The 21,585-nt window shown below is 71.8% G+C and carries 24 protein-coding genes; 10 read left to right on the top strand and 14 right to left on the bottom strand.

Annotation, left to right across the window (positions count from 1 at the left end):
• Positions 1-77 precede the first annotated feature (77 nt).
• Both ACZLMO_RS15855 and aroD read right to left on the bottom strand, forming a co-directional pair.
• The gene (locus tag ACZLMO_RS15855; protein ID WP_425715294.1) at positions 78-1,415 is read right to left on the bottom strand and encodes a mechanosensitive ion channel; all 1,338 of its coding nucleotides are present in this window, start codon (positions 1,413-1,415) and stop codon (positions 78-80) included.
• Positions 1,416-1,626: 211 nt separating this feature from the next.
• The gene (aroD, locus tag ACZLMO_RS15860; RefSeq protein WP_425715295.1) at positions 1,627-2,433 is read right to left on the bottom strand and encodes a type I 3-dehydroquinate dehydratase; all 807 of its coding nucleotides are present in this window, start codon (positions 2,431-2,433) and stop codon (positions 1,627-1,629) included.
• Between the two features lie 171 nt (positions 2,434-2,604).
• Between aroD and ACZLMO_RS15865 the strand changes: the two genes are divergently transcribed.
• Together ACZLMO_RS15865 and ACZLMO_RS15870 are read left to right on the top strand one after the other, a co-directional pair.
• The gene (locus ACZLMO_RS15865) at positions 2,605-3,171 is read left to right on the top strand and encodes a type 1 glutamine amidotransferase domain-containing protein (protein WP_425715296.1); all 567 of its coding nucleotides are present in this window, start codon (positions 2,605-2,607) and stop codon (positions 3,169-3,171) included.
• Positions 3,172-3,334: 163 nt separating this feature from the next.
• Entirely contained in the window at positions 3,335-3,919 is a 585-nt protein-coding gene (locus tag ACZLMO_RS15870) for a hypothetical protein (RefSeq protein WP_425715298.1), read from the top strand.
• A 6-nt stretch (positions 3,920-3,925) separates the two neighbouring features.
• Here the strand turns inward: ACZLMO_RS15870 and ACZLMO_RS15875 are convergent, their stop codons facing one another.
• The 5 genes from ACZLMO_RS15875 to ACZLMO_RS15895 form a co-directional block, all read right to left on the bottom strand.
• Positions 3,926-4,690, bottom strand: a complete 765-nt coding sequence (locus ACZLMO_RS15875) for a CoA transferase (RefSeq protein WP_463654295.1) — start codon at positions 4,688-4,690, stop codon at positions 3,926-3,928.
• Between the two features lie 11 nt (positions 4,691-4,701).
• Positions 4,702-5,205, bottom strand: a complete 504-nt coding sequence (locus ACZLMO_RS15880) for a hypothetical protein (RefSeq protein WP_463654296.1) — start codon at positions 5,203-5,205, stop codon at positions 4,702-4,704.
• Between the two features lie 53 nt (positions 5,206-5,258).
• Positions 5,259-5,909, bottom strand: a complete 651-nt coding sequence (locus ACZLMO_RS15885; RefSeq protein WP_425715300.1) for a 4a-hydroxytetrahydrobiopterin dehydratase — start codon at positions 5,907-5,909, stop codon at positions 5,259-5,261.
• A gap of 121 nt (positions 5,910-6,030) precedes the next feature.
• Complete coding sequence (locus ACZLMO_RS15890) at positions 6,031-6,237, bottom strand: hypothetical protein (protein ID WP_425715301.1); 207 nt, start codon at positions 6,235-6,237, stop codon at positions 6,031-6,033.
• A 173-nt stretch (positions 6,238-6,410) separates the two neighbouring features.
• The gene (locus ACZLMO_RS15895) at positions 6,411-6,995 is read right to left on the bottom strand and encodes a TetR family transcriptional regulator (RefSeq protein WP_425715302.1); all 585 of its coding nucleotides are present in this window, start codon (positions 6,993-6,995) and stop codon (positions 6,411-6,413) included.
• Between the two features lie 46 nt (positions 6,996-7,041).
• On the opposite strand from ACZLMO_RS15895, the gene ACZLMO_RS15900 reads away from it, so the two are divergent.
• Genes ACZLMO_RS15900 through ACZLMO_RS15925 form a run of 6 tightly spaced genes read left to right on the top strand, consistent with a single transcriptional unit; the run spans position 7,042 to position 12,961 of the window.
• Positions 7,042-7,962 (top strand): SDR family oxidoreductase, encoded by a 921-nt coding sequence (locus ACZLMO_RS15900; RefSeq protein ID WP_425715303.1) that lies wholly within the window; start codon positions 7,042-7,044, stop codon positions 7,960-7,962.
• Positions 7,963-8,019: 57 nt separating this feature from the next.
• The gene (locus ACZLMO_RS15905) at positions 8,020-8,592 is read left to right on the top strand and encodes an NADPH-dependent FMN reductase (RefSeq protein WP_425715305.1); all 573 of its coding nucleotides are present in this window, start codon (positions 8,020-8,022) and stop codon (positions 8,590-8,592) included.
• Positions 8,582-10,216: an IS21 family transposase gene (istA, locus tag ACZLMO_RS15910; protein ID WP_425715306.1), complete on the top strand. Its 1,635-nt coding sequence runs from the start codon at positions 8,582-8,584 to the stop codon at positions 10,214-10,216. The genes ACZLMO_RS15905 and istA overlap by 11 nt, the downstream gene beginning before the upstream one ends.
• On the top strand, positions 10,213-11,052 hold the full coding sequence (gene istB, locus ACZLMO_RS15915) for an IS21-like element helper ATPase IstB (protein ID WP_425715307.1): 840 nt from the start codon (positions 10,213-10,215) through the stop codon (positions 11,050-11,052). The genes istA and istB overlap by 4 nt, the downstream gene beginning before the upstream one ends.
• Positions 11,053-11,105: 53 nt before the next feature.
• Entirely contained in the window at positions 11,106-11,585 is a 480-nt protein-coding gene (locus tag ACZLMO_RS15920) for a GlcG/HbpS family heme-binding protein (protein ID WP_425715308.1), read from the top strand.
• Positions 11,582-12,961, top strand: coding sequence for an FAD-binding oxidoreductase (locus ACZLMO_RS15925; RefSeq protein ID WP_425715309.1), 1,380 nt, complete (start codon positions 11,582-11,584; stop codon positions 12,959-12,961). The genes ACZLMO_RS15920 and ACZLMO_RS15925 overlap by 4 nt, the downstream gene beginning before the upstream one ends.
• Here ACZLMO_RS15925 and ACZLMO_RS15930 read toward each other — a convergent pair.
• Together ACZLMO_RS15930 and ACZLMO_RS15935 are read right to left on the bottom strand one after the other, a co-directional pair.
• On the bottom strand, positions 12,954-13,481 hold the full coding sequence (locus tag ACZLMO_RS15930; RefSeq protein WP_425715311.1) for a zinc-binding dehydrogenase: 528 nt from the start codon (positions 13,479-13,481) through the stop codon (positions 12,954-12,956). The genes ACZLMO_RS15925 and ACZLMO_RS15930 overlap by 8 nt on opposite strands.
• Positions 13,482-13,937 carry an alcohol dehydrogenase catalytic domain-containing protein gene (locus ACZLMO_RS15935; RefSeq protein WP_425715312.1) on the bottom strand — a complete coding sequence of 152 codons (456 nt, stop codon included), beginning with the start codon at positions 13,935-13,937 and terminating at the stop codon, positions 13,482-13,484.
• A 195-nt stretch (positions 13,938-14,132) separates the two neighbouring features.
• Between ACZLMO_RS15935 and ACZLMO_RS15940 the strand changes: the two genes are divergently transcribed.
• Positions 14,133-14,558: an MmcQ/YjbR family DNA-binding protein gene (locus ACZLMO_RS15940; protein WP_425715313.1), complete on the top strand. Its 426-nt coding sequence runs from the start codon at positions 14,133-14,135 to the stop codon at positions 14,556-14,558.
• Positions 14,559-14,621: 63 nt separating this feature from the next.
• Here the strand turns inward: ACZLMO_RS15940 and ACZLMO_RS15945 are convergent, their stop codons facing one another.
• The 4 genes from ACZLMO_RS15945 to ACZLMO_RS15960 form a co-directional block, all read right to left on the bottom strand.
• Positions 14,622-15,263 carry an SDR family oxidoreductase gene (locus tag ACZLMO_RS15945; protein WP_425715314.1) on the bottom strand — a complete coding sequence of 214 codons (642 nt, stop codon included), beginning with the start codon at positions 15,261-15,263 and terminating at the stop codon, positions 14,622-14,624.
• Between the two features lie 155 nt (positions 15,264-15,418).
• Positions 15,419-16,789 (bottom strand): FAD-dependent oxidoreductase, encoded by a 1,371-nt coding sequence (locus ACZLMO_RS15950; protein ID WP_463654297.1) that lies wholly within the window; start codon positions 16,787-16,789, stop codon positions 15,419-15,421.
• A gap of 166 nt (positions 16,790-16,955) precedes the next feature.
• Complete coding sequence (locus tag ACZLMO_RS15955) at positions 16,956-17,903, bottom strand: aldo/keto reductase (RefSeq protein ID WP_425715316.1); 948 nt, start codon at positions 17,901-17,903, stop codon at positions 16,956-16,958.
• On the bottom strand, positions 17,900-18,769 hold the full coding sequence (locus ACZLMO_RS15960; RefSeq protein WP_425715317.1) for a TetR/AcrR family transcriptional regulator: 870 nt from the start codon (positions 18,767-18,769) through the stop codon (positions 17,900-17,902). Before ACZLMO_RS15960 ends, ACZLMO_RS15955 begins: the two co-directional genes overlap by 4 nt.
• A 177-nt stretch (positions 18,770-18,946) precedes the next feature.
• On the opposite strand from ACZLMO_RS15960, the gene ACZLMO_RS15965 reads away from it, so the two are divergent.
• Positions 18,947-19,897: an NAD-dependent epimerase/dehydratase family protein gene (locus ACZLMO_RS15965; protein WP_425715318.1), complete on the top strand. Its 951-nt coding sequence runs from the start codon at positions 18,947-18,949 to the stop codon at positions 19,895-19,897.
• A 107-nt stretch (positions 19,898-20,004) separates the two neighbouring features.
• On the opposite strand, the gene ACZLMO_RS15970 is transcribed toward ACZLMO_RS15965, so the two are convergent.
• Entirely contained in the window at positions 20,005-21,486 is a 1,482-nt protein-coding gene (locus ACZLMO_RS15970; RefSeq protein WP_425715413.1) for a catalase, read from the bottom strand.
• Positions 21,487-21,585 lie beyond the last annotated feature (99 nt).

Raw genomic sequence — 21,585 nt, forward strand, 5'->3', positions numbered from 1 at the left:
GGGTTCGGGCGAGCGTTCGCGCACGTGGGGCGCGCGACCGGACCACGGCCGCGCGCCCCACGTCAGGGGGTGTCCTATCAGGCGCCGGGGTGCCCCTCCGGGGCGGCCGGGCCCGCCGACGCGGTGCCCGGCGCGGCGGATCCGGCACCGGCCGCGGGCGTCCCGGCGTCGATCTTCCGCTCCGCCTTGCTCAGCGTGCGGGCGGCGGCGTCGCGGCCCCCGAGGCCGAAGGCCAGCGCGGCGGCGAGAGCCCCGCCGACGACGACGGCGCCGAATGCGAGGTTGACGATCGACTCGGCGATGCCCATGTAGCTCAGGCCCATCGCGGCGAACAGCGCGACGGTCGCCCAGTAGACGATCTGGGCCGGGGTGCCGGTGCCGATCGCGCGGCGCAGGAGCGTGGCGACGAGGACGCCGACCGCGACGAACGCGGCACCGAAGAGGATCCGGCCGCCGACGGCGATGATCTCCTCGAGGAACCCGGTGATCTCCGGGAAGCCGAGCATGCGGGTCGCCATGATCGCGAAGAACACGACGATGACCACCTTGACCACCGTGGCGAGGATGCTCGAGGCCCGGCGGCCCTCGGGGACGATGCCCTGCTCGACGGCGATGCGGTCGATGCTCAGCCCGGCGAGCGTGGACTCGAGGAGCTGGGCGACGAACTTGGCGATGACCCAGCCGAGGATGAGCAGCACGGCGGCGGCGAGGATGTTCGGGATCGCGTCGAGGACCGTCTGCAGCATCGAGGTGGCGGGGTCCGAGATCGCCGAGATGCCGAGGATCTGCAGGGCCGAGATCGACACGACGACGAGCACGACGGCGAACGCCAGGTTGGCCAGGACGTTGGTCAGGCTGGTCTGCTGGCCGCCCTGCTGCGGGGCCTGCTGCGGCGCGTGCTGCTGACCGGGCTGCTGCGGCGCGGCGCCGTGGGCGCCCTGCGCGCCGGCAGGAGCACCCGCGGGCGCCGGGTTGCCGGTGGAGTTGCCGCTCAGCTTCGCGACGCGCTGGTCGAGGCCGGCCGAGTAGAGGGCGGTGCCGACGAGCTGGCGGACGATGCGGGCGAGCACCAGCCCGATGAAGAACACCGCTCCCGCACCGATGAGGTTGGGCAGGTAGGACAGGATCGTGTCGAGCATCGACTGGATCGGCGCGAGGACCTGCTCGAGGCGGAAGACCTGCAGGATCGCGATGAGGCCGAACATCCACACGAGCAACGAGGCGATCTGCCCGAGCGAGCTGCCGACGCTCTGTCCGTCACGACCGGCGCGCTGGAGCGCGGGGATCCGTCCGACGAGCTTCTCGAAACCGGCCTTGACCAGCCGGGCGATGATCCACGTGACCAGGAGGATGACGAGGGCGACGAGCACCTTCTCGAGCAGTCCCACCCAGTCGTAGTTCCGGAGTTCGTCCATGTCTCTGCGCTCTCTCTCGATCGATGCATAACGGACGCATGACAACCTAACGACCTGGGCCACACAAGGGAAGACCGGCGGTTGACCGTTCGATGAACCGGTCATGGCGAGGCGATGGCGGCGCTGCGCGTGCTTCGCGCGCCCCGAGGAGGCGGCTGACGGGGTGCCCGGCCGGCGAGTGCCCGGCCTGCCGGGCATTCGTCCGTTGGTGTCAGCCCGTGGCGGCGAGGGCGTCGATCGTCGCGCGCACGGAGTGCAGCGGGAGCTGGCCGGGGGCCGACGACGCGGCGAGGCTCGCGAAGGTGGCCGCCGAGCCGAACCGGCCGCCGACCAGGCGCGTGGGGGCACCGAGCGTGCCCATCGCCATCGTGATGAGGGGGACGCGCGCGACGGCGGCGCGCTCCGCGGTGGCGGTGAGCAGCGCGAGGACGTCCGCGGTGGTGCGCGGCGTGACGGCGATCTTCGCGACGTCGGCGCCCGCGTCCTCCATGGCGGCGAGCCGGTCGACGATCTCGCGGTGCGCCGGGGTGCGGTCGAAGTCGTGGTGCGAGAGGACGACGGCCGGGCGTGCGGGCGCCTCCCGCGCGACAGCCAGCGCGTCGGCCGCGGCGGGGTGGTCCGCCTCGACGTCGACGAGATCGACGCCGTCCACCGCGGCGACGGCGCCCACGAGCCGGACATACGCGTCCGGCGACGCCTCCCCGGCGCCGCCCTCCGACGTCGTGCGCCACGTGACCATGAGCGGCGCGCCCGCGCACGCGGCGACCACGGCCGGCAACGCGGCGAGGACCGAGTCGAGGGTGCGCCCGTCGAGCTCGGCGCGCGCGGGGTCGGTGCCCCCGTCCGTCACCGCGTACGCGAGATCGATGCGCCACTCGACGACGTCCGCCCCGGCCTCGACGGCCTCGGACGCCCGTTCCGCCGCGTCGCCCGCGGTGACGACCGGGACGACGACGAGCGGCCGGTCCGCGGTGAGCGTGACGCCGCGCAGGGCGAGTGCGGCGGTGGGCTCGGGCATGCGGGGAGCCTACGACGGGCGACGACCTCGCGCGGTGCGTCGTCGTCGTTCGCCCCGGGCTGATCCGGGCGGCGACACGCCCGCCCCGGGATGCGGAGGGGCCCGGTACTCGGTTGCATGGAGGTGACCGCGGCCCCGAGCGGGCCGGACCGATCAGACGGGAGGCCGATCATGGCTCCGAGCATCTCCGGCAAGAAGGTCGCGTTCATCGCGACGAACGGCGTCGAGCAGTCCGAGCTGGCCGAGCCCTGGGCGGCGATCGAGAAGGCGGGTGGCGAGCCCACGCTCATCTCGCTCGAGTCCGGCACGATCACGGCGCTGCGGCACGACTGGGACCGGGGCGACGACTTCACGGTCGACCTCGAGATCCTCGCCGCGAACCCGGACGACTTCCAGGCCCTCGTGCTGCCGGGCGGCACGCTCAACGCCGACGCCCTGCGTGGGAACTCGGACGTGCGGACGTTCGTCCGGGCGTTCTTCGACCAGCACAAGCCGGTGTCCGCGATCTGCCACGCGCCGTGGATCCTCATCGACGCGGGCGTCGTCGAGGGGCGTCGCCTCACGTCCGTGCCGACCGTCTCGACGGATCTGAAGAACGCGGGCGCGCAGTGGGTCGACGAGGAGGTCGTCGTCGACGCCGGTCTGATGACCTCGCGCACCCCGGCCGACCTCGCCGCGTTCTGCGCGAAGACGGTCGAGGAGATCGCCGAGGGGAAGCACAGCGACCAGACCGCCTGACGCGGTCGGCAACCGCCTGGCACGGCCGGCGCGGGCGGCGGCGTCCCCATGACGGCGACGCTGCCCGCCGCCGGTCGGCGTGACGTGCACACAGTGTCCGGCAGCGCGCAGGGTGCCTCCGCGCGCTGCAGCTCCTAGGGCGCGGGCCTGCGAGGATCGGGGTGTGGACACAGTTGGGGGACCGGGCGCCGAGGAGAGTGACGCTGCGCGAGCGCGTCGTCGTCGGACGGGTCGTCGGCGCGGGTTCGGGCTGATCGCGCTCGGGATCGTGTGGCTCGTGCTCGGGACGCTGGCCGTGTTCGCCGTGGCGATCATCGGCGGCACGCGGGGGGCTCCGCCCGATCTCGTGGCGAGCGAGCCTCAACCCGTCGAGGGCGGGAGTCACCGACTCTCCGGCGACAGCCCCTACGTGCTCGTGTCGTCGGCTCCGATCGACGCGGAGCCCGCGTGCTCGATCACCGGGCCAGACGGCGAGGAGGTCGAGTACGAGGTCGCCGCGAACTGGGAGCACTCCGAGCGACCAGCGATCGCCCGGTTCTACGCGGACGAGACCGGCGACCACGCACTCGGCTGCACCGCGGGCGGGTCGGAGCTCGAGGTCGCCGTCGCCGACGACGGCGCCTGGGAGTGGGACCGCGAGGGCGAGGCGCACGAGCGGCGGATGGTGATCGCGGTGGTCGTCGTCGCCCTCATCGGGACCGCCGTGCTGGTGACCGGGACGTCCCAGATCGTGCGGAACCGCGCCTGACCGAGGTCAGCCCGCCGCCCACGCGAGCGGGTCGCCGCCGTAGGGACGCGGCGGCCACCGGTGGGGGAGGCGCTCGCCGCCGACCGCGAACGGCGGCGGCACGTGGAGCAGCCGGCCGTGCGGCGAGTCGACCTCGACCAGTTCGGGCGCGTCGTCGTCGGGGGTGCCGCCGGGACCGGGCATGGCGAGGAGCTCGGTGGCGGCGTCGACGAGGGCGTGGTGCGCGGACCCGGCGCCCACCTCCTCCCGGGCGGCGAGCAGCCGCATCGCCGAGGTCGCGAGGCGGATGCCCGTAACGTAGTCGAGGGCCTGCACGGGCAGCGCCCCCGGCCGGCCGGCCGTCGACCTCCCGTCGCCCGCCCGCCCGTCGGCATCCTCCGCGTCGCCCGCCCGGTAGACGTCCGCGATGCCCGAGGCCGCCTGCACGAGGCTGTCGAACCCGCGGCGCCCCGCCCACGGGCCGACCGTCCCCCACGCGCTGAGCGAGACGACGGTGAGGTGCGGGTGGCGCGCCCGGACGCCCGGCCCCTCGAGGGCGAACCGCGTGAGCGCACCGGGCCGGTACCCGGTGAGCAGGACGTCGGCACTCTCGAGCAGGTCGTGCACCCGGTCGAGCTCGGCCGGATCGGTGAGGTCGGACTCGGCGGTTCGGAGGCCGAAACCGGTGTCGAGGTGCTGGTCCGGCAGCTCGGGCAGGTCCGGCGGGTCGACCCGCAGCACGTCGGCCCCGAGGCTCGCGAGGAGGCGCGCCGCGCTCGGGCCCGCGAGCACCCGGGTGAGGGTCAGGACGCGCAGGCCGGCCAGGGGCAGGTCGCCGTCGTCGAGCGGGGGCAGGCGTGTGGCGGAGCCGACGCCGGGGCCGCGGTCGGGGCGGTGCCCGGGCGTCCCACGTGTGGCCGCGGCATCCGTGCCGGAGAAGTTCGCGGCGGTGCGCACGGCGACGGTGAGTCCCCCGCGGCGGTCACGCGCTCCTCGGCCTCGAGCGCCGGCAGGTCGGCGAGCGCGCGGGCGGCGTCGTCCGGTCCCGCGACCTCGGGCAGCGCGAGTGCCGTGCGCAGGGCCGCGGAGTGGTGCGGGTAGTTGGCGTGGGTGCGGACCCAGCCGTCGGCGGCCGAGAAGAACGCCGAGAGCGGGCCGAACCCGATCCGCCGGCGACCGTCGACGCGCAGGTGGTTGGCGGTGGCGATGGCGTCCCACGCCCATCCGGGCCGGGTCGTGACGACCGCGGCGGAGCCCCGCGCGCGGGCGAGCGCGGTGGCGGCGTCCGCGCAGTCGGTCGCTGCCACCTCGGCGAACCCCTCGACGTCGAGGGGTCCGCACCAGGGCCGGCCGCGCATCGTCAGCGATCGAGCACGGTGCAGAAGCAGGCGCGGTTTCCTTCCGCGTCCTCGACCACGACGAACGCGCGGCCGCGCCCCATGTCCTCCACGCGACGGCCGCCGGCGGCGACGGCGGCCTCGACGCGGGCGTCGAGCTCGTCCGCGGGCACCTGGACGTCGAGGTGGAAGCGCTGGCGCGGGGTGTCGTGCGGCTCGGTGCGCTGGAACCACAGGGTCGGTGCGCGCCCCGACGGGTCGACGATCTCGTCGCCGTCGACGTTGTCCGGCGAGCCCGTGAGGACCGAGGACCAGAACGCGTCGATCGCGCCCTGGTCCGCGGTGTCGAGGGCAAGCTCGACCACCGCGACGCCCGACGGCGCCGCCGGGATGCCGTCGGCCGAGGCGATCGTGCTGATCCGGCGGGCGAGGTCGATGTCCTTCGGCGTGATCCCGCCGGAGTCGTGGCTCGTCAGGCTGACGGTCACGGACGGGTAGGTGAGGGTGACGTCGGGGTGGTGGCCGGCCGCCTCCGCGACCTCGCCGATCGCGGCGACGAACGAGAGCCCGCGGGCGAAGTCACCCGTCTCGAACCGGGAGTGCAGCTTGTTCACGAGGTGACGCCAGTCCGTGAGGGCGGCGTCCTGGACCTGATCCGCTGTCAGATTCTCCATGCCTCCAGCGTGGCACCGGTCACCGACATCGGCATCCCGACCGCCGGAGCGCGCGGAGGCCGGGCGCGGCTCGCGCCCGGCCTCCGGTGGTCCGTCGTCGGACGGCCCGGTCCTGCCGTCCTCAGTGCTCGTGGACGACGACGCCGCGGATGTTCTGACCCGCGTACATGTCGTCGTAGGCCGTGTTGATGTCCTCGAGCTTGTACTGACGCGTGGCGAGCTCGTCGAGGTGGAGCTTGCCGTCCTTGTAGAGCTCGATGAGCTTGGGGATCGCCACGCGCGGCGACCAGCTGCCGTACAGCGAGCCCTGGATCCGCTTCTGCAGCATCGAGAACTGGAACAGGTTGATGCCGTCGATCGTCTGAGAATGCGGGTTGATCTGGGAGTCACTTACGGGTGTGGTCGGGAGTCGGTCGCGCCGGCCACCGCAGTGTGCGGACGAACTCAGGAGTCACGAGGTGAGATCGGCGGTAGGGCAGGTCTTGGTGTCACTTGGCGTGCTCAGGCTGCTAGGTACGGGTCGAGGATCTGGTGGAGGTGGCGCCTGACCTGTCCGGCAGGCTCGCTCTCGCCGGTCATGCCCCAGGTGAGGAGGGCGCCGTTGTACGCGGCGTGGACCAGGCGTGGGAGGTCGTCGTCGAGCGGTCCGGAGAGGAGCTCACCGGATGCCTGGCCTGCGGCGAGGACGTCGCTGATCGCGGCTTCGACGGCAAGGGCGTAGGTCCTGGTGAGGTCTCGGAAGTCGGGGTCGCCGAGGTCGAGGAGCAAGAAGGCCAGGTGGTTGGCGAACTCGGAGGACGTGCGGACACCGGCAGCGAGTTCGGCGAACGTGTTCACCATGGCGGCCACGGGAGCTGAGGCTGAGGCGGACTGCCGCAGATCCCGGGGCAGTGTCTGAGCGGCCTGTTGCGCCAGGGCGAGGAGCAGTCCCCGTTTGGAGCCGAACCGTTGCAGCAGGGTGGCCGGTGACAGTCCGACCTGGCGTCCGATCTCGGCGAGGGTGATGGCACCGGGCCCGACTGCGGCCACGGCGTCCGCGGCGGCCGCCAGCACGTCTTCGTCGGCCATAGTGCGGGGTCTGGTCATGAGCGGCACTCTAGCATTAGTAAATGAATGATGGTTTACTAACAATATGAACACACCGCTTCCCAACGTCTGCTCCGTCGACCCAGCGCCACAGTCCACCTCTGCTGGCGTCTTGTCCGACTGTGTGGCGCTGGTAGCCGGCGGCACTCGGGGCGCGGGCCGCGGCATCGCGGTCGAGTTGGGGGCGTTGGGGGCCACGGTCTACGTGACCGGACGCAGCACCCGGGGGGCGGGTTCGGACATGAACCGGCCCGAGACCATCGAGGAGACCGCGGAACTGGTGGCCGCCGCCGGTGGCCACGGAGTCGCGGTCGTCTGCGACCACACTGACCCAAACCAGGTGGCCGCCGTTGTGTCGCAGATCCGGGCCGCGCACGGCCGCGTGGACGTTCTGATCAACGACGTGTGGGGTGGTGACCCGCTGACGCAGTGGGACACACCGTTCTGGGAGCTGGACCTGACCAAGGTCAGAACCCTGTGGGAGCGGGCCGTTCTGACCCATCTGATCACCAGCCAGCAGACGGTGCCGCTGATGCTGCCCCGCCGGGCAGGGCTGATCGTGGAGATCACCGATGGCGCCGGTCCGCAGTACCGCGGCAACCTGGCCTACGACCTGGCCAAGACCGCGGTGAACCGGCTCGCTCTCGCCCAAAGCGAGGAGTTGCGGCCTCACGGGATCACCTGCCTCGCCGTCACTCCCGGATTCCTGCGGTCGGAGGCGATGCTGGACGGCTTCGGGGTGGCCGAGAGCAACTGGACTGATGCCGCCGCCCAAGACCCCCACTTCCTGGCCTCAGAGACCCCTCGGTTCCTTGGCCGGGTCGTCGCCGCGCTGGCCGCCGATCCGCAGGTGGCGAACCGGACCGGGCAGGTGCTGACCTCTTGGGACCTGGCCGAGGAGTACGGCATCGACGACGTCGATGGTCGACGCCCCCACTGGGGCCGCCACATTGCCGAAGCGCTCTAGGCGCTCACGGGACCTTCCACTCGCCCACACCACCCAGCACACCAGAGGAGCTCTTTCGTGTTGCGCATTGCCATCATTGTTGGAACGACCCGGCCGGGCCGACGGGGAGACATCGTGGCCCGTTGGGTCCACGCTCACGCCTCGGGGCGCGGGGACGCCTCCTACGAGCTCGTCGACCTCGCCGACCATCGGCTGCCGGTCTTGGACGAGCCGGTCGCCGCCGCCATGTCCGAGGAGTACGTCCACGCCCATACCCGTCGGTGGGCCGCCACCATCGCCTCCTACGACGGGTTCGTCTTCGTCACCCCCGAGTACAACCACTCGACCACCGCGGCGTTGAAGAACGCCTTGGACTACCTGTATCGGGAGTGGCATGACAAGGCCTGCGGCTTCGTCAGCTACGGCATCAACGGCGGCGTCCGGGCCGTGGAGCACCTCCGCCAGATCGTCGGCGAGCTGCACCTTGCCGATGTCCGTGACCAGGTCGCGCTGTCGGCCTTTGACGACTTCGACGGCTCCCGCCTCGACCCTCCGCAGCACCACCTCGACACCTTGCATCGCATGCTCGATCAGCTCACCGCCTGGGCCGACGCGCTGCGAAAAGCGCGGACGGCCGCCGATGCCGCCTAACCGGGCACCGTCTCCGACGGAGGTGTTCGCCGCCATCCGGCGAGACCTCCGGGCCGGACTGTCCTCCCGCGAGATCCAGCGCACCCGCCACGTGACCTGGCGGACGGTGAAGGCGGCCTCGCAGTCGGCGTGGCCGCCACCCCGGGCGGAGTATCCGCAGCGGGCCTCGAAGTTGGATCCGTTCAAGCCGCTCATCGAGGAGATGCTGGTGGCCGATCTAGACGCGCCACGGAAACAGCGCCACACCGCCACCCGGATCTTCGACCGGCTCGTCGACGAGCACCAGATGAGCGGGGTCTCCTACGACACGCTGCGTGCCTACGTCGCGAAGAGGCGACCCGAAGTCCGCGCCGAGCAGGATCGCGGCGCCTCCGAGGTGTTCGTGCCGCAGACCCATCTGCCCGGCCGGGAAGCCGAAGTCGACTTCGGTGAGATCAGCGTCCGGCTCCGCGGGGACCTGGTCAGCTGCCACTTGTTTGCGCTGCGGATGTCCTACTCGGGCAAGGCGGTTCACCGCGCCTCGGCCACCGGCGGCCAGGAAGCGTTCTTCGAAGGCCATCAACACGCTTTCCGGACCCTCGGCGGAGTACCGGCCGGCAAGATCCGCTACGACAACCTCAAGGCCGCCGTCGCGCAGGTGATCGGCTTCACCCGCCAGCGGGTCGAGACCGACCGGTGGATCGCGTTCCGGTCCCACTTCGACCTCGACGCCTTCTACTGCCAGCCCGGCATCGAGGGAGCCCACGAGAAGGGCGGCGTGGAGGGCGACATCGGCAGGTTCCGCCGCAACCACCTGGTTCCCGTGCCCGAGGTCGACTCCATCGCCGAGCTCAACGACCTGATCGACGGCTACGACACCGCCGACGACGCCCGGCGGATCGGGCACCGGCTGCACACCGTCGGCGAGGCCTTCGCCGCCGAACAGACCCTGCTGAAACCGCTGCCTGTCGAACCGTTCGAGACCGGGCTGTGGCTCACCCCGCGGGTCGACCGCTACGCCCAGGTCACCGTCCGCTCGAACCGGTACTCGGTGCCGTCCCGGCTGATCGGCCGACCGGTGCGGGTGCTGCTAAACGCCTCCGACCTCACCATCTACGACGGCCGCACTCCCACCGCCGATCATCAACGACTGCTCGGTAAAGGCGGCAGCCGACTTGAGCTGGACCACTACCTCGAGGCCCTGATCCGCAAGCCGGGCGCGCTGCCCGGGGCGACCGCGTTGGAGCAGGCCCGCGCCGCCGGCACCTTCACTCCCGCCCACGACGCCTGGTGGGCGGCGGCCCGCAAGGCCCACGGCGACACCGCCGGCACCCGCGCGCTGATCGAGGTGCTGCTGCTGCACCGCCACCTGCACGCCGACCAAATCAGCGCCGGCATCCGAGCCGCCCTGCAGGCCGGTGCGTTCACCGCCGACGCCGTCGCCCTGGAAGCCCGCAAACGAGCCGACACTGACCTGCAGTCTCCGGTCAGGGCGCCGGACGCCCATGCCGCCCCCGCGGTCGGGCAGCAATCAATCCGCTCCCTCACCGAGAAGCGGCTGAGCCACCTCCCGCCGGACACCAGGCCGCTGCCGGACGTGACCTCCTACGACCAGCTGCTCACCCGCCCGAAGGGAACCCCATGACTGCACCTGTTGCCACCCCCGCACGGCGAGGCTTGACCGAGCAGGCCGCCGACACCGCCATCGACCAGGCCTGCCGCATGCTGAGGCTGCCGACCATCCGCACCCACTTCAGCGAAACCGCCGACACCGCCGCCCGCCAGCAGCAGTCCTACCGCGCCTTCCTCGCCGAGCTGCTGCTCGCCGAATGCGACGACCGAGCCCGCCGACGATCCGAGCGCCGCATCCGCGCCGCCGCATTCCCCCGGGAGAAGTCGTTGCGCGCCTTCGACTACGACGCGAACCCCCACATCGACCCGGCAGTGATCAACACCCTCGCCGCCTGCGACTGGGTCCGCCGCGGCCAGCCGCTCTGCCTCATCGGCGACTCCGGCACCGGCAAGAGCCACCTCCTGATCGCTCTCGGCACCGAAGCCGCCATGGCCGGCTACCGGGTCAAGTACGTCCTGGCCACCAAACTCGTCAACGAGCTCGTCGAAGCCGCCGACGATATGGCCCTGACCAAGACCATTGCCCGCTACGGCCGCGTCGACCTGCTCTGCATTGACGAGCTCGGCTACATGGCCCTCGACAAACGGGGCGCCGAACTGCTGTTCCAGGTTCTCACCGAACGGGAGGAGAAGGCGTCGGTGGCGATCGCGTCCAACGAGGCCTTCAGCGGCTGGACCAAGACCTTTACCGACCCGCGGCTGTGCGCCGCGATCGTCGACCGGCTCACCTTCGGCGGCAACATCATCGAAACCGGCACCGACTCCTACCGCCTCGCTCACACCCTCAGCCAACAGCGAACGGCACCCGATCAGTCTTCGAAGGCCGCCCCCAGCGCACTCCCGACCTGAACGCGCAGAACCCGAATCGCCTTACCTCTATCCCGAGCGAAGGATCGCCGACCATGCACCCGCTTCCCACGAAACCCGCCCTCGACCTCCCCGCCGTCGACGCGTTGATCAGCGCAGCCCGACACCGGGCTGTCCAGCTCGGCGGCCGCTTCACTGTCGTCGTGGTCGACGACGCAGCCAACCTGCGCTCCCTGTTCCGAGGCGACGGCGCCGACCCACTGACCGTCGGGCTGGCCAGCGGCAAGGCGCGCCTGTCGGCTTCCAACGGCATGCCGACCCGCGACTGGCGCAGTGTCGTTGGGAATGACCCTTACCTCGGTCTCACCGTGCCCACGGTGCTCGACCAGCTGCTCACCGGTGCGGTGCTGTTCGCCGGCGGCTACCCGATCGTGGTCGAGCAGACCGTGGTGGGCGCGATCGGCGCCAGCGGCGGAACCGAGGACGAAGACGACGACGTGGCCCGAGCCGGCCTCGCGGCGCTGCCCTTCGCTGACCAGTTCACCGCACAACCGGCCAGCCACACCGCACCTTGAGCAGCGACCAGGCCCACACCACCGGCGATCCCGGCATGCTGCGCACCTTCACCGGCGAGTTGCTGCTGCCCGAGGCTGCCAATTACGAGGATGCACGCGTCCCCGCCGTCGCGCGGTTCGCCGCCGTCCGACCGGCGGCCATCCTGCGATGTCGAACCGCCGACGAGGTCGCACAGGCGCTCGGCCTCGTCCACCACACCCAGCTCCCTGTCGCGGTCCGAAGCGGCGGCCACGACTTCGCCGGGCGCTCCTCCACCACCGGCCTGCTGATCGACGTCGGTGCGATGAACAGCATCCACGTCGACGACAACCGGATTGTCGTGGGACCCGGCGCCCGGCTCGGAGACATCTACCGCATCCTGCAGCAACACGGGCGCACCATTCCCGCAGGTTCAGGACCGACCGTCGGCATCGCCGGACTCACCCTCGGCGGAGGGTTCGGCCTCTTGGGCCGACTCCACGGACTCACCTGCGATAACCTCGTCTCCGCCCAGGTCGTGCTCCTCGACGGCCGGATCGTGCGTTGCGATCACGAGCAGGAGCCCGACCTGTTCTGGCTGATCCGGGGCGCGGGCGCCACCGGCTGCGGCGTCGTCACCGAGCTTGTCTTCGACACCATCGCCGAACCGGGCTGCACCGCCTTCGAACTGACCTGGAACCATGAACACACCGCACAAGTGGTCACCGCCTGGCAGAACTGGGCGCCGTCCGCGCCCGACGCCCTCGCCGCCAGCCTCCTCATCACAGCCCCGGCCGACCCTGCGCGACCGCTGCAGTCCAGAGTCCTGGGCACCCTTGCCGGCGACGGTTCCCGCCTCCGGTCGCTGTTGTCCGTACTGGTGGCAGCGGTCGGGCCCCAGCCACGCAGCAGCTGGCAGCGTCGCTCGTCTTGGCTGGACGTCCGCACCTGGCTCAACGGCCCCGACGCCGATTTGGCGCCACCAGATGCGTTCAGCAAGTCCGAGTTCTTCCGCGAGTCGCTGCCAGCCTCGGCCGTCGACAAACTGATCACCGAGCTGGCCGATCACCGGCGACCCGGTGAGGCACGTGAACTCGACTTCTCTCCCTGGGCCGGCGCCTACAACAGAGTCGCCGACGGCCACACCGCCTTCCCTCATCGCCGCGAGCAGTTCCTGCTCAAACACACCGCCACCGTCTACCGCGGAACGAAGATCACGGCCTGCTCGACCGACAAGTGGATCACCCGGTCCTGGCGATCCGTGCAGCCATGGGGATCCGGAGGTGTCTACCCGAACTTCCCTGACCTTGAGCTCGCCCGACTCGACCGCGCCTACTACGGCAGCAACCTCAGTCGGATCGAGCAGATCCTCACCGCCTACACCCCAGACCTGCACCACCAGCAGGCCATCAAATGACTCCCGGATTGGCTCGGACACTCAGCCTTGAAGGCCGCCCGACGACTCCCGAATTCAACCGCGAACGACTCCCGAGATCGCCCGCGGAGCTAATCGTCGAGCTCGTGCTGCCCTGACCCGTGACGACGAGTGTGCCCGCCTTGCGCACGGTCTCGTAGCCTTGGCGGACGTGCTCGCCGGTGGTGACGCCGACGGTGACGATCGTCGAGTCCGTGCCCTGGCCGTTGGTCAGCGACTTCGCGAGCGCGTCGGCCTCCTCGATGGAGTCGAAGACGTCCGTGGCGCCGAGCTTGAGGGCGGTGTCCCGCTTGAACGGCTCCGGGTCGACGACGATGACGCGGCGCGCGCCCGCGTAGTTCGCGCCCTGGACGGCGTTCATGCCGATCCCGCCGGCGCCGAGGATCATCGTCACGTCGCCCGGCTTGACCTCGGCCGCGTTGACGGCGGACCCGAACCCGGTCGGGACACCGCACCCGATGAGGCAGGCGACCTCGAGCGGGAGGTCCTTGTCGATCTTCACTCACGACGTCTGGTCGAGCACCTGCCAGTTGGCGAACGTCCCGAGCATCGCGGCGGCGAAGACCTGCTCGCCGTTCGCGTCGGTCATCCGGGTCGAGCCGTCGAGCTGCGTGCCGTCGAGGATGAGCGCGCCGTAGTCGCAGAGGTTCTGCATGCCCATCGAGCACCACTTGCAGCGTCCGCACGCGGGGACGAAGGACGTGACGATGTGGTCGCCGACCTCGAAGCCCGTGACGTCCTCACCGAGCTCGCGGACGATGCCCGCGCCCTCGTGCCCCGACACGACCGGCAGGTTGGGGAGCGGGGTGTCTCCCTTGGCCATGTGCTCGTCCGAGTGGCACAGGCCGTTGGCGACGATCTCGACGAGCATCTCCCCGCGCCGCGGCCGGGACAGCTCGAGGTCCTCGACCAGCCACTTGCCGGGCTGCTCGCGCAGCAGCGCACCACGAATCTTCATCTGTTCTCTCCTCGTCGAGATCGGCGCGGTGTCACCCGTGACGGCCGCGCTCAGGGTGTCGGTATGCCCCCGATCGACATTGTGGCACCGAGTGCCGTCGCTCGGGCCCAGTTGGGAGCGACCGTGTTGCCGGCTACGGCCCGGTCGGGAGATTCCCGGCGCCGGCCCACGCCGCGCTGCTCTACCGTGCGTCGCATGACGCACCCACGGATGTTCGACGACGACGATCCGGTGCTCGCCCGCGTCCGCGCGGTCTGCCTCGCCCTGCCCGACGCCGCGGAGAAGGTGTCGCACGGGCGGCCCACGTTCTTCACCACGAAGACGTTCGCGACGTACGGCGGCAGCGTGAAGCTCGGCGGGGGCCGGCACGAGCGGCACGAGCAGAGCCTCCTGCTCAAGCCCTCCGACGACGACGAGCTGCGCGGTCTCCTGGCCGACCCGCGCTGCTTCTACCCCGCCTACGTGGGGCCATCGGGCTGGTACGGCATCGATCTCGACGAGGAGACCGACTGGCCCGAGATCGCGGAGCTGGTCGAGGAGTCGTACCGGGTGACGGCGGGCCCGCGCCGGGTCGCGCGCCTCGACAGCGAGCGCACCGACGGCCCGCCCGCGCCCGGCTGACCCCGGGGACGGGATCGGTCCGGCCGCGAGCGGGCCGACAGTGGAAGCGTCGGGTGAGGACGATCAGGCGAGCGCGTCCGCGATGGGGGTGTCGCCGTCGTGGAAGTTGATCGTCCGGCCGATGGCCGACGGCGTCTCGAGCGCCGCTGCGGCGACGGCCGCCACGTTGGCCCGGGACGTTTCGCCCGAGGTGTCGGTGACGGTGATCCGGCCGCTCGGCTCCTCGAGGGTGAGGCCGCCCGGGCCGAGGATGGTCCAGTCGAGGCCGCTCGCTCGCAGGTGCTCGTCGGCGGCGGACTTGGACTCGGCGTACGGGAAGAAGGAGCTGTCCTCGGGGACGCCGTGGTCGGGCCCGGCGCCCACGTAGGACACCATGACGTACCGGCTGACGCCCGCGGCCTTCGCGGCGTCCATCGAGCGGATCGCGGCGTCGCGGTCGACGGCGTAGGTGCGCTGCGGGTTGCCCCCGCCGGCGCCGGCCGAGAACACGACGGCGTCGTGGCCCGAGATCAGGTCGGTGAGCTCCTCGGTCGAGAGGTGCTCGATGTCGGCGACGACGGGGTTGGCGCCGGCCGCGCGGATCTCGTCGGCGTGCTCGGGGTTGCGGATCACCGCGTCGACCGAGTCGCCGCGCTCGACGAGGAGCGGGTGGAGGAGGAGGGCGACCTTGCCGTGGCCACCGAGGACGATCACGTTCGCAGTCATGGCGTCCACGCTAGGCCCGGGGCATGCGCGGTGCACGGGCGTGCGGCCCGGTCACGCTCGTGGCGGAACGAGGAATCGGCGGGACGCGGATCGCGGAGTCCTCGGGACGCGGATCGCGTCGCGTGCGGGAATGTCCCCGCACTCGTCGGGGGTGGTCAGGCGAGGACCTCGTTGAGCGCCTCGGTGGACGACGGGTGGGTCCAGATCCCGTCGCGCAGCTCGCTCGCCGTGATCCCGTGGCGCATGGCGAGGGCGACGAGGTTGACGACCTCCTGCGCGTCGATCGTGTGCAGGGCGGCCCCGACGACGCGGTCGGTCCCGCGCTCGACGAGCACCTTGACCAGCCCGTGCGTCTCCTCGACCGCCTTGGGCCTCGGCATCGCGGCGATCGCGGCCACCGGCTTCGCCTTGACCTCGACGTCGAGCCCCTGCTCGCGCGCCTCGGTCTCGCTGAGCCCGACCCGTCCGAGCGGCGGCGTGAGGAAGATGGTCGTCGGCACGGCGACGCGGTCGGCGGTGGACCGCGTGCCCCTGCCACGCAGGTCGTCCTCGACGATCCGCTGGTCGTCGTAGGAGATGTAGGTGAACTGCGGCCCGCCGTTGACGTCGCCGACCGCGTAGACGCCCGCGGCGCTGGTCCGCAGGTGCTCGTCGACGGTGATCGCGCCGCGCTCGCCGGTCTCGATGCCGGCGGCGGCGAGGTCGAGGTCGGCGGTGCGGGGGTTGCGGCCCGTGACCACGAGGATCGCCTCGGCGGTCAGCGCCCGCTCGGCTCCGTCGACCTCGACGACGAGGTCGGCGCTCGACTCGCCGTCGACGACCCGGCGTGCGGTCGCGCCGAGGACGAAGGTGGTCCCCGCGTCCTCCATGGCCCCGCGCACGCTCGCGGCTACGTCCTCGTCCTCGCGGGGCAGGAGACGCTCGGCGACGTCGACGACCGTGACCTGCGAGCCGAACCGGGTGAACGCGTCCGCGAGCTCGAGCCCGATCGGCCCGGCGCCGAGCACGACGAGGCGCTCCGGCAGGGCGGCGAGCTCCTGGACGCCGGTCGAGTCGACGACGTACTCGCTCTCCCGCAGACCCTCGACCGGCGGGAACGCGGGCTCGGCTCCGGTGTTGACCACGACGTGCGTGCCGCGGACCGTGACGGTCCCGTCTGCCGTGGCGACCTCGACCGTGCGCTCGCCGACGAACCGGGCCGGGCCGTACAGGACGGTCGAGGACTCGTGGTCGTCGACCATCGCGAGGTTGGCGGTGCGGAGCTTGGCGGTGAGGGCGTCCCGGAAGTCGAGGGCGGAGCGGAACCAGCCCTCCGCGTCCTCGCCCCGGCGCTCGGCGGCGCGGTGGACGAGCGCCTTGGTGGGCACGCAGCCGATGTTGATGCACGTGCCGCCGACCATGTTGGGGTCGGTCTCGACGATGACGACCCGCTCCCCGGACGAGGCGTGGGAGCGCGCGAGCGTCTTGCCGCCCTTGCCCCAGCCGATGACGAGCAGGTCCGCCTCGAGCGTGGTTCCGGTGGTCATGGCACAACTCTTGCACCCGACGGTGCGAGGCGACAGCGGCGCGGTCCGCTCCTCGTCGTCGTGCCCGTGGTTGTGGCGGTGGCCGAACCCGTGGCCGAACGTGTCGTCGTGGTCGAGAGTGCGGCTCAGGTCGGCACGGGCGGCCCGTCGTGGTCGAGCGTGCGGGTCAGAGCCGGCCGAGCCGGGCGTCGTCGAGGGCGGTGAGCGCATCGGCGCCGAGCTCGGTGGTGACGCCCTGCCACGCGGCCTCGAGCTGCTCGACGCTCGAGACGCCGACCACCGGGAGCACCGGCCGCACGCGCTGGCTCATCCAGGCGAGCACGGTCTGTCCGGCGTCGAGCCCGGCGCCGGAGGCCACCTCGCTCAGCTTGAGCAGCGCGGGTCCGAGCGCCGCCGTGTGGTACTGCTCGGGGATCGGGCGCTCAGAGCGGGTGTACGCGCCGGACAGCAGCGGCGAGTAGCCGAGCAGCGTGAGGCCGGACCGGACCGACAGGTGCGCGACGGTGTCGTCGAGCAGGACGTGCGGCGAGAGGTCGGCGCCCTCGGCCGGCCGGAGGTAGGTGAAGCGCTGCTGGAGCGCGGTGTACCGGTGCGCGGTGGGGACGGCGAGCGCGTCGCGCAGCCGGACGGCCGAGAAGTTGCTCGCGGCGACCTGCCGGACGAGTCCCTCGTCGACGAGCGCGGACAGCGCCCCGAGGGTCTCGTCGAGCGGGGTGTGGTGGTCGTCGATGTGGGCGTAGAGCACCTCGACCCGGTCGGTGCGCAGCCGCCGCAGGGAGTCGGTGACCTGCCGCCGCACGGCACCGGCCCCGAGCCCCGTGGTCCCGCCCGGGCCGGGGCCGCCGGGCACCGGGAGGTTGCCGATCTTCGTGGCGAGGGTGACGTCGTCGCGGGCGACCGACCCGCGCTCGGCGAACCACGCGCCCAGCGTGCGCTCGGACTCGCCGCCGTCGCGGCCGGCCCAGTGCGCGTAGATGTTGGCGGTGTCCCACGAGGTGGCGCCGAGGTCGCGCGCCCGGTCGAGCACGTCGTGGGCGATCCGCGCCGGCACGTGCGTGCCGAAGTACATCGTGCCGAGCGTGAGCGGGTGGGCGGCGAGCAGCGAGTCGGTCACCAGAGCGATCCTTCCGGGCGGGGTGCGTCGTCGGCGGGTGCGTCGTCGATGGGTGCTGCGCCCTCGGGGACGGGTCCGGGCTCGGTCATGAGACCGACGTCGGGAACGGGCCCGGGCTCGGGGACGAGACCGAGGTCGGCCGCCGTCTGCTCGACCACCCGCGCCCACACCGCGTCGGCGTCCGCCACGCCACCGGTGAGGTGACCGAACAGGTCGAGGGACACGAAGCCCATGATCGTCGACCAGGCGCCGATGCCGCGGGCGATCGCGGCCGGCGAGGGCGGTGTCGGATCTTCGGTGATCGCCTCCGGGACGAGGTCACCGATGAACGAGGTCATCGGGGCGAGGGACCGGGTAAGTGCATCGTCGTCGGGCTCCGTGGCCTCGTCGGACATGGTGATCTCGCCCGGCACGGTGATGTCCGGGAAGAGCGCGATGATCGGGGCGAGGACGCGCAGCGCGGAGGTCGTCGTCGTGTCCGGCGCCGCGTACCCCGGGATGGGGGAGCCGTAGATGAGGGCGTAGTCGTGCGGGTGGGAGACCGCCCAGCCGCGCAGCGCCCTGCACCAGGCTCGCCACCGGTCGGCGGGGTCGGCGTGGTCGGCCAGGGCGGCCACGGCGGCGTCGGTGAGTTCCGCCAGCTCGTCGTAGGCGGCGGTGATGAGCGTGGTGACGAGCTCGTCGCGGCTGGCGAAGTGGCGGTAGATCGCCGACGACGCCATGCCCAGCTCGCGGGCGACGGCGCGCAGCGAGAGCTGTCCCGGCCCGACGATCCCGAGCTGGCGCCGCGACTCCGCGACGATCCGGCGCCGGACCTCCGCGGTGGCCAGGGCGCGGGCGCTCGTGGGCGCGTGCTCGGTGTCCATCGGGCCAGTATGACTCATCCGGTGAGCGCTCGCCCCGTTGGGCGATCATGCGAACTTTTTGTGAGCACTGCTCTTGTGTGATGGGGCAGTGAGGTCTAGCGTGGCTTTCGTGAGCACCGCTCACTGATATGAACACCGCTTCGTCCGGCTCGTCCCTCTCGACCGCAGGAGTCCCTCATGTCCCACCACCTCGTCGTCGGAGCCGGCCCCGTGGGCCGCGCCGTCGCCCGCCACCTCGTCGCCCGCGGCGAGGACGTCACGCTCGCCAGCCGTTCCGGGACCGGTCCGCTGGTCGAGGGGGCGCGCCGCGTCGCCGTCGACGCCACCAGCGCCGCGCAGCTCGGCGAGCTCGCCGACGGCGCCGCCGTCCTCTACAACTGCCTCAACCCCGCCGGCTACCACCTGTGGGAGAAGGAGTGGCCGCCGCTGCACGAGGCGCTCCTCGCCGCAGCCGCCTCGAGCGGTGCCGTGCTCGCGACCGTCGGCAACCTCTACCCGTACGGGCGCGTGACCGACCCGATGACCGGGTCGACCCCGGAGGCGCCCGCCGAGCACAAGGGCGAGCTGCGGGCCCGGATGACCGCCGAGGCCATGGCGGCGCACCGCGAGGGCCGCCTCCGCGCCGTCGAGGTCCGCGCCTCGGACTACATCGGCGCCTCGGTCGGTCAGAACGGGCACGCCACCCGGAACATCGACCGCATCCGCGCGGGCAAGAGCGTGCAGGTCGTCGGGGCCACGGACGAGCCGCACTCGTGGACCTTCGTCGACGACGTCGCGGCAGCTGTCGTCGCGGCCGCCGCCGATCCCGCGCTGCACGGCCGCACCTGGCTCGTGCCGACCAACCCGCCGCGCACCCAGCGCGAGCTCACGGGCGATCTCGCCGCCGCTGCCGGGGTGGGGGTGCCGAAGGTGAGTGCGATGCCCACCTGGCTGCTCGTCGTCGTCGGGTGGTTCGTCCCCCAGATGCGTGAGATCCGAAAGATCGACCACCAGTTCACCGCGCCGTACGTCGTCGACTCGTCCGAGGCGGAGGCCGCTCTCGGGTTCGGCCCGACCCCGTGGGACGAGGTCCTGCGCGCCACCCTCGCCCCGGAACGGACCGCCGACCCGCGTCCCGCCGAGCACTGACGGCGCAGGGGCGCAGGGCCCGAGGGCGAACGACGACGGCGCACCCCGCGATGGGGTGCGCCGTCGTGCGCGTGCCGCCGTTCAGGGGCGGTTCGGGAGGTGCCGGATCAGCTGCCCGCGCGGACCTTGTCCTCGATCGCCTGACCGGTGGCCTGGTCGACCGCCTTGACGTAGAGGAAGACGCGCTCGCGCACCGGCTCGCTCACGCCGCCGAGCAGCGAGCCGGCGATCTGGTCGACGTACTCGGCGCGCTGGGCGTCGTCCCAGACCTCGCGGACCAGGGTCCCCGGCTGGCCGAAGTCGTCGTCGTCCGCCCGGAGCGTGTAGGCCTGGCGGACCATCTCGCCGTCGGACTCCCAGCCCTCGTCCTCGACCCCCTCGTAGTCGGAGTAGTCGCGGCCGTAGGAGTTGGGCACGTAGTTCGGCTGCGCGCCGCTGTGCTCGTACTCCATCGGTCCCGCCTGCCCGTAGTTGTTGACCTCGACGATCGGCTTGTTGACGGGCAGCTGGTTGTAGTTCGGGCCGATCCGGTAGCGCTGCGCGTCGGCGTAGGCGAAGACCCGGCCGAGCAGCATCTTGTCCGGGCTGAAGCCGATGCCCGGGACGGTGTTCGACGGGGCGAACGCGGCCTGCTCGATCTGGGCGTGGTGGTTGACCGGGTTCGTGTCCAGCGTCATCGTGCCGACCTCGATGAGCGGGTAGTCGGCGTGCGGCCACACCTTGGTGAGGTCGAACGGGTTGAACCGGTAGGTCCTCGCGTCCTCGTAGGGCATGACCTGGACGGAGAGCTTCCACGACGGGTGGTCGCCGCGGGCGATCGCGTCGAACAGGTCGCGGCGGTGGTGCTCGGCGTCTGTTCCGGCGAGCTCGTCCGCCTCTGCGTTGGTCAGGTACTCCATGCCCTGGTTGGTGTGGAAGTGGTACTTCACCCAGAAGCGCTCGCCGGCCTCGTTGACCCACTGGTAGGTGTGCGAGCCGTAGCCGTTCATGTGGCGCCACGTGCGGGGCAGGCCGCGCTGGCCCATGAGGTAGGTGACCTGGTGGGCCGACTCGGGGTTGAGCGTCCAGAAGTCCCACTGCATGTCGTTCGAGCGCAGGCCCGAGTCGGGGAGGCGCTTCTGCGAGTGGATGAAGTGCGGGAACTTCATCGGGTCGCGGACGAAGAACACCGGGGTGTTGTTGCCGACCAGGTCGTAGTTGCCCTCGGTCGTGTAGAAGCGCAGCGAGAAGCCGCGGACGTCGCGCCACGTGTCGGGCGAGCCGAGCTCACCGGCGACGGTGGAGAAGCGGGCGAGCATCTCGGTGCTGGCGGCCGGCTGGAAGACGGCGGCCTTGGTGTACGCGGAGACGTCGTTCGTCACCTCGAACCGGCCGAAGGCGCCGGAGCCCTTGGCGTGCGGGCGGCGCTCCGGGACGGACTCGCGGTTGAAGCGGGCGAGCGACTCGACGAGCTTGACGTCGTGCAGGAGGAGCGGACCGTTCGGGCCGACGCTCAGCGAGTTCCGGTCGCTGACGGCGGGCGCGCCGTTCTCGCGCGTGCTGGCTCCGGTGGGCGTGGTGCCCTGCGGGAGCGGACCGAGCGTGTCGATGCTCGGGTCGTGCGGGACAGGTGCGTTGTCTGCAGTCAAGGAAACCCTCTCTCGATGTCGCGACCGGCATGTCCGGTGCCGGTCGTGCTCCTGTCCGGG

The sequence above is a fragment of the Georgenia sp. G2120 genome, assembly GCF_055326485.1.

What these genes read in the sequence shown, in the direction of transcription:
- ACZLMO_RS15855 (WP_425715294.1), bottom strand. Translation starts at nt 1,415, where the DNA reads ATGGACGAACTCCGGAACTACGACTGGGTGGGACTGCTCGAGAAGGTG.
- aroD (WP_425715295.1), bottom strand. Translation starts at nt 2,433, where the DNA reads ATGCCCGAGCCCACCGCCGCACTCGCCCTGCGCGGCGTCACGCTCACC.
- ACZLMO_RS15865 (WP_425715296.1), top strand. Translation starts at nt 2,605, where the DNA reads ATGGCTCCGAGCATCTCCGGCAAGAAGGTCGCGTTCATCGCGACGAAC.
- ACZLMO_RS15885 (WP_425715300.1), bottom strand. Translation starts at nt 5,909, where the DNA reads ATGGAGAATCTGACAGCGGATCAGGTCCAGGACGCCGCCCTCACGGAC.
- ACZLMO_RS15890 (WP_425715301.1), bottom strand. Translation starts at nt 6,237, where the DNA reads ATGCTGCAGAAGCGGATCCAGGGCTCGCTGTACGGCAGCTGGTCGCCG.
- ACZLMO_RS15895 (WP_425715302.1), bottom strand. Translation starts at nt 6,995, where the DNA reads ATGACCAGACCCCGCACTATGGCCGACGAAGACGTGCTGGCGGCCGCC.
- ACZLMO_RS15900 (WP_425715303.1), top strand. Translation starts at nt 7,042, where the DNA reads ATGAACACACCGCTTCCCAACGTCTGCTCCGTCGACCCAGCGCCACAG.
- istA (WP_425715306.1), top strand. Translation starts at nt 8,582, where the DNA reads ATGCCGCCTAACCGGGCACCGTCTCCGACGGAGGTGTTCGCCGCCATC.
- istB (WP_425715307.1), top strand. Translation starts at nt 10,213, where the DNA reads ATGACTGCACCTGTTGCCACCCCCGCACGGCGAGGCTTGACCGAGCAG.
- ACZLMO_RS15920 (WP_425715308.1), top strand. Translation starts at nt 11,106, where the DNA reads ATGCACCCGCTTCCCACGAAACCCGCCCTCGACCTCCCCGCCGTCGAC.
- ACZLMO_RS15935 (WP_425715312.1), bottom strand. Translation starts at nt 13,937, where the DNA reads ATGAAGATTCGTGGTGCGCTGCTGCGCGAGCAGCCCGGCAAGTGGCTG.
- ACZLMO_RS15940 (WP_425715313.1), top strand. Translation starts at nt 14,133, where the DNA reads ATGACGCACCCACGGATGTTCGACGACGACGATCCGGTGCTCGCCCGC.
- ACZLMO_RS15945 (WP_425715314.1), bottom strand. Translation starts at nt 15,263, where the DNA reads ATGACTGCGAACGTGATCGTCCTCGGTGGCCACGGCAAGGTCGCCCTC.
- ACZLMO_RS15950 (WP_463654297.1), bottom strand. Translation starts at nt 16,789, where the DNA reads ATGACCACCGGAACCACGCTCGAGGCGGACCTGCTCGTCATCGGCTGG.
- ACZLMO_RS15960 (WP_425715317.1), bottom strand. Translation starts at nt 18,769, where the DNA reads ATGGACACCGAGCACGCGCCCACGAGCGCCCGCGCCCTGGCCACCGCG.
- ACZLMO_RS15965 (WP_425715318.1), top strand. Translation starts at nt 18,947, where the DNA reads ATGTCCCACCACCTCGTCGTCGGAGCCGGCCCCGTGGGCCGCGCCGTC.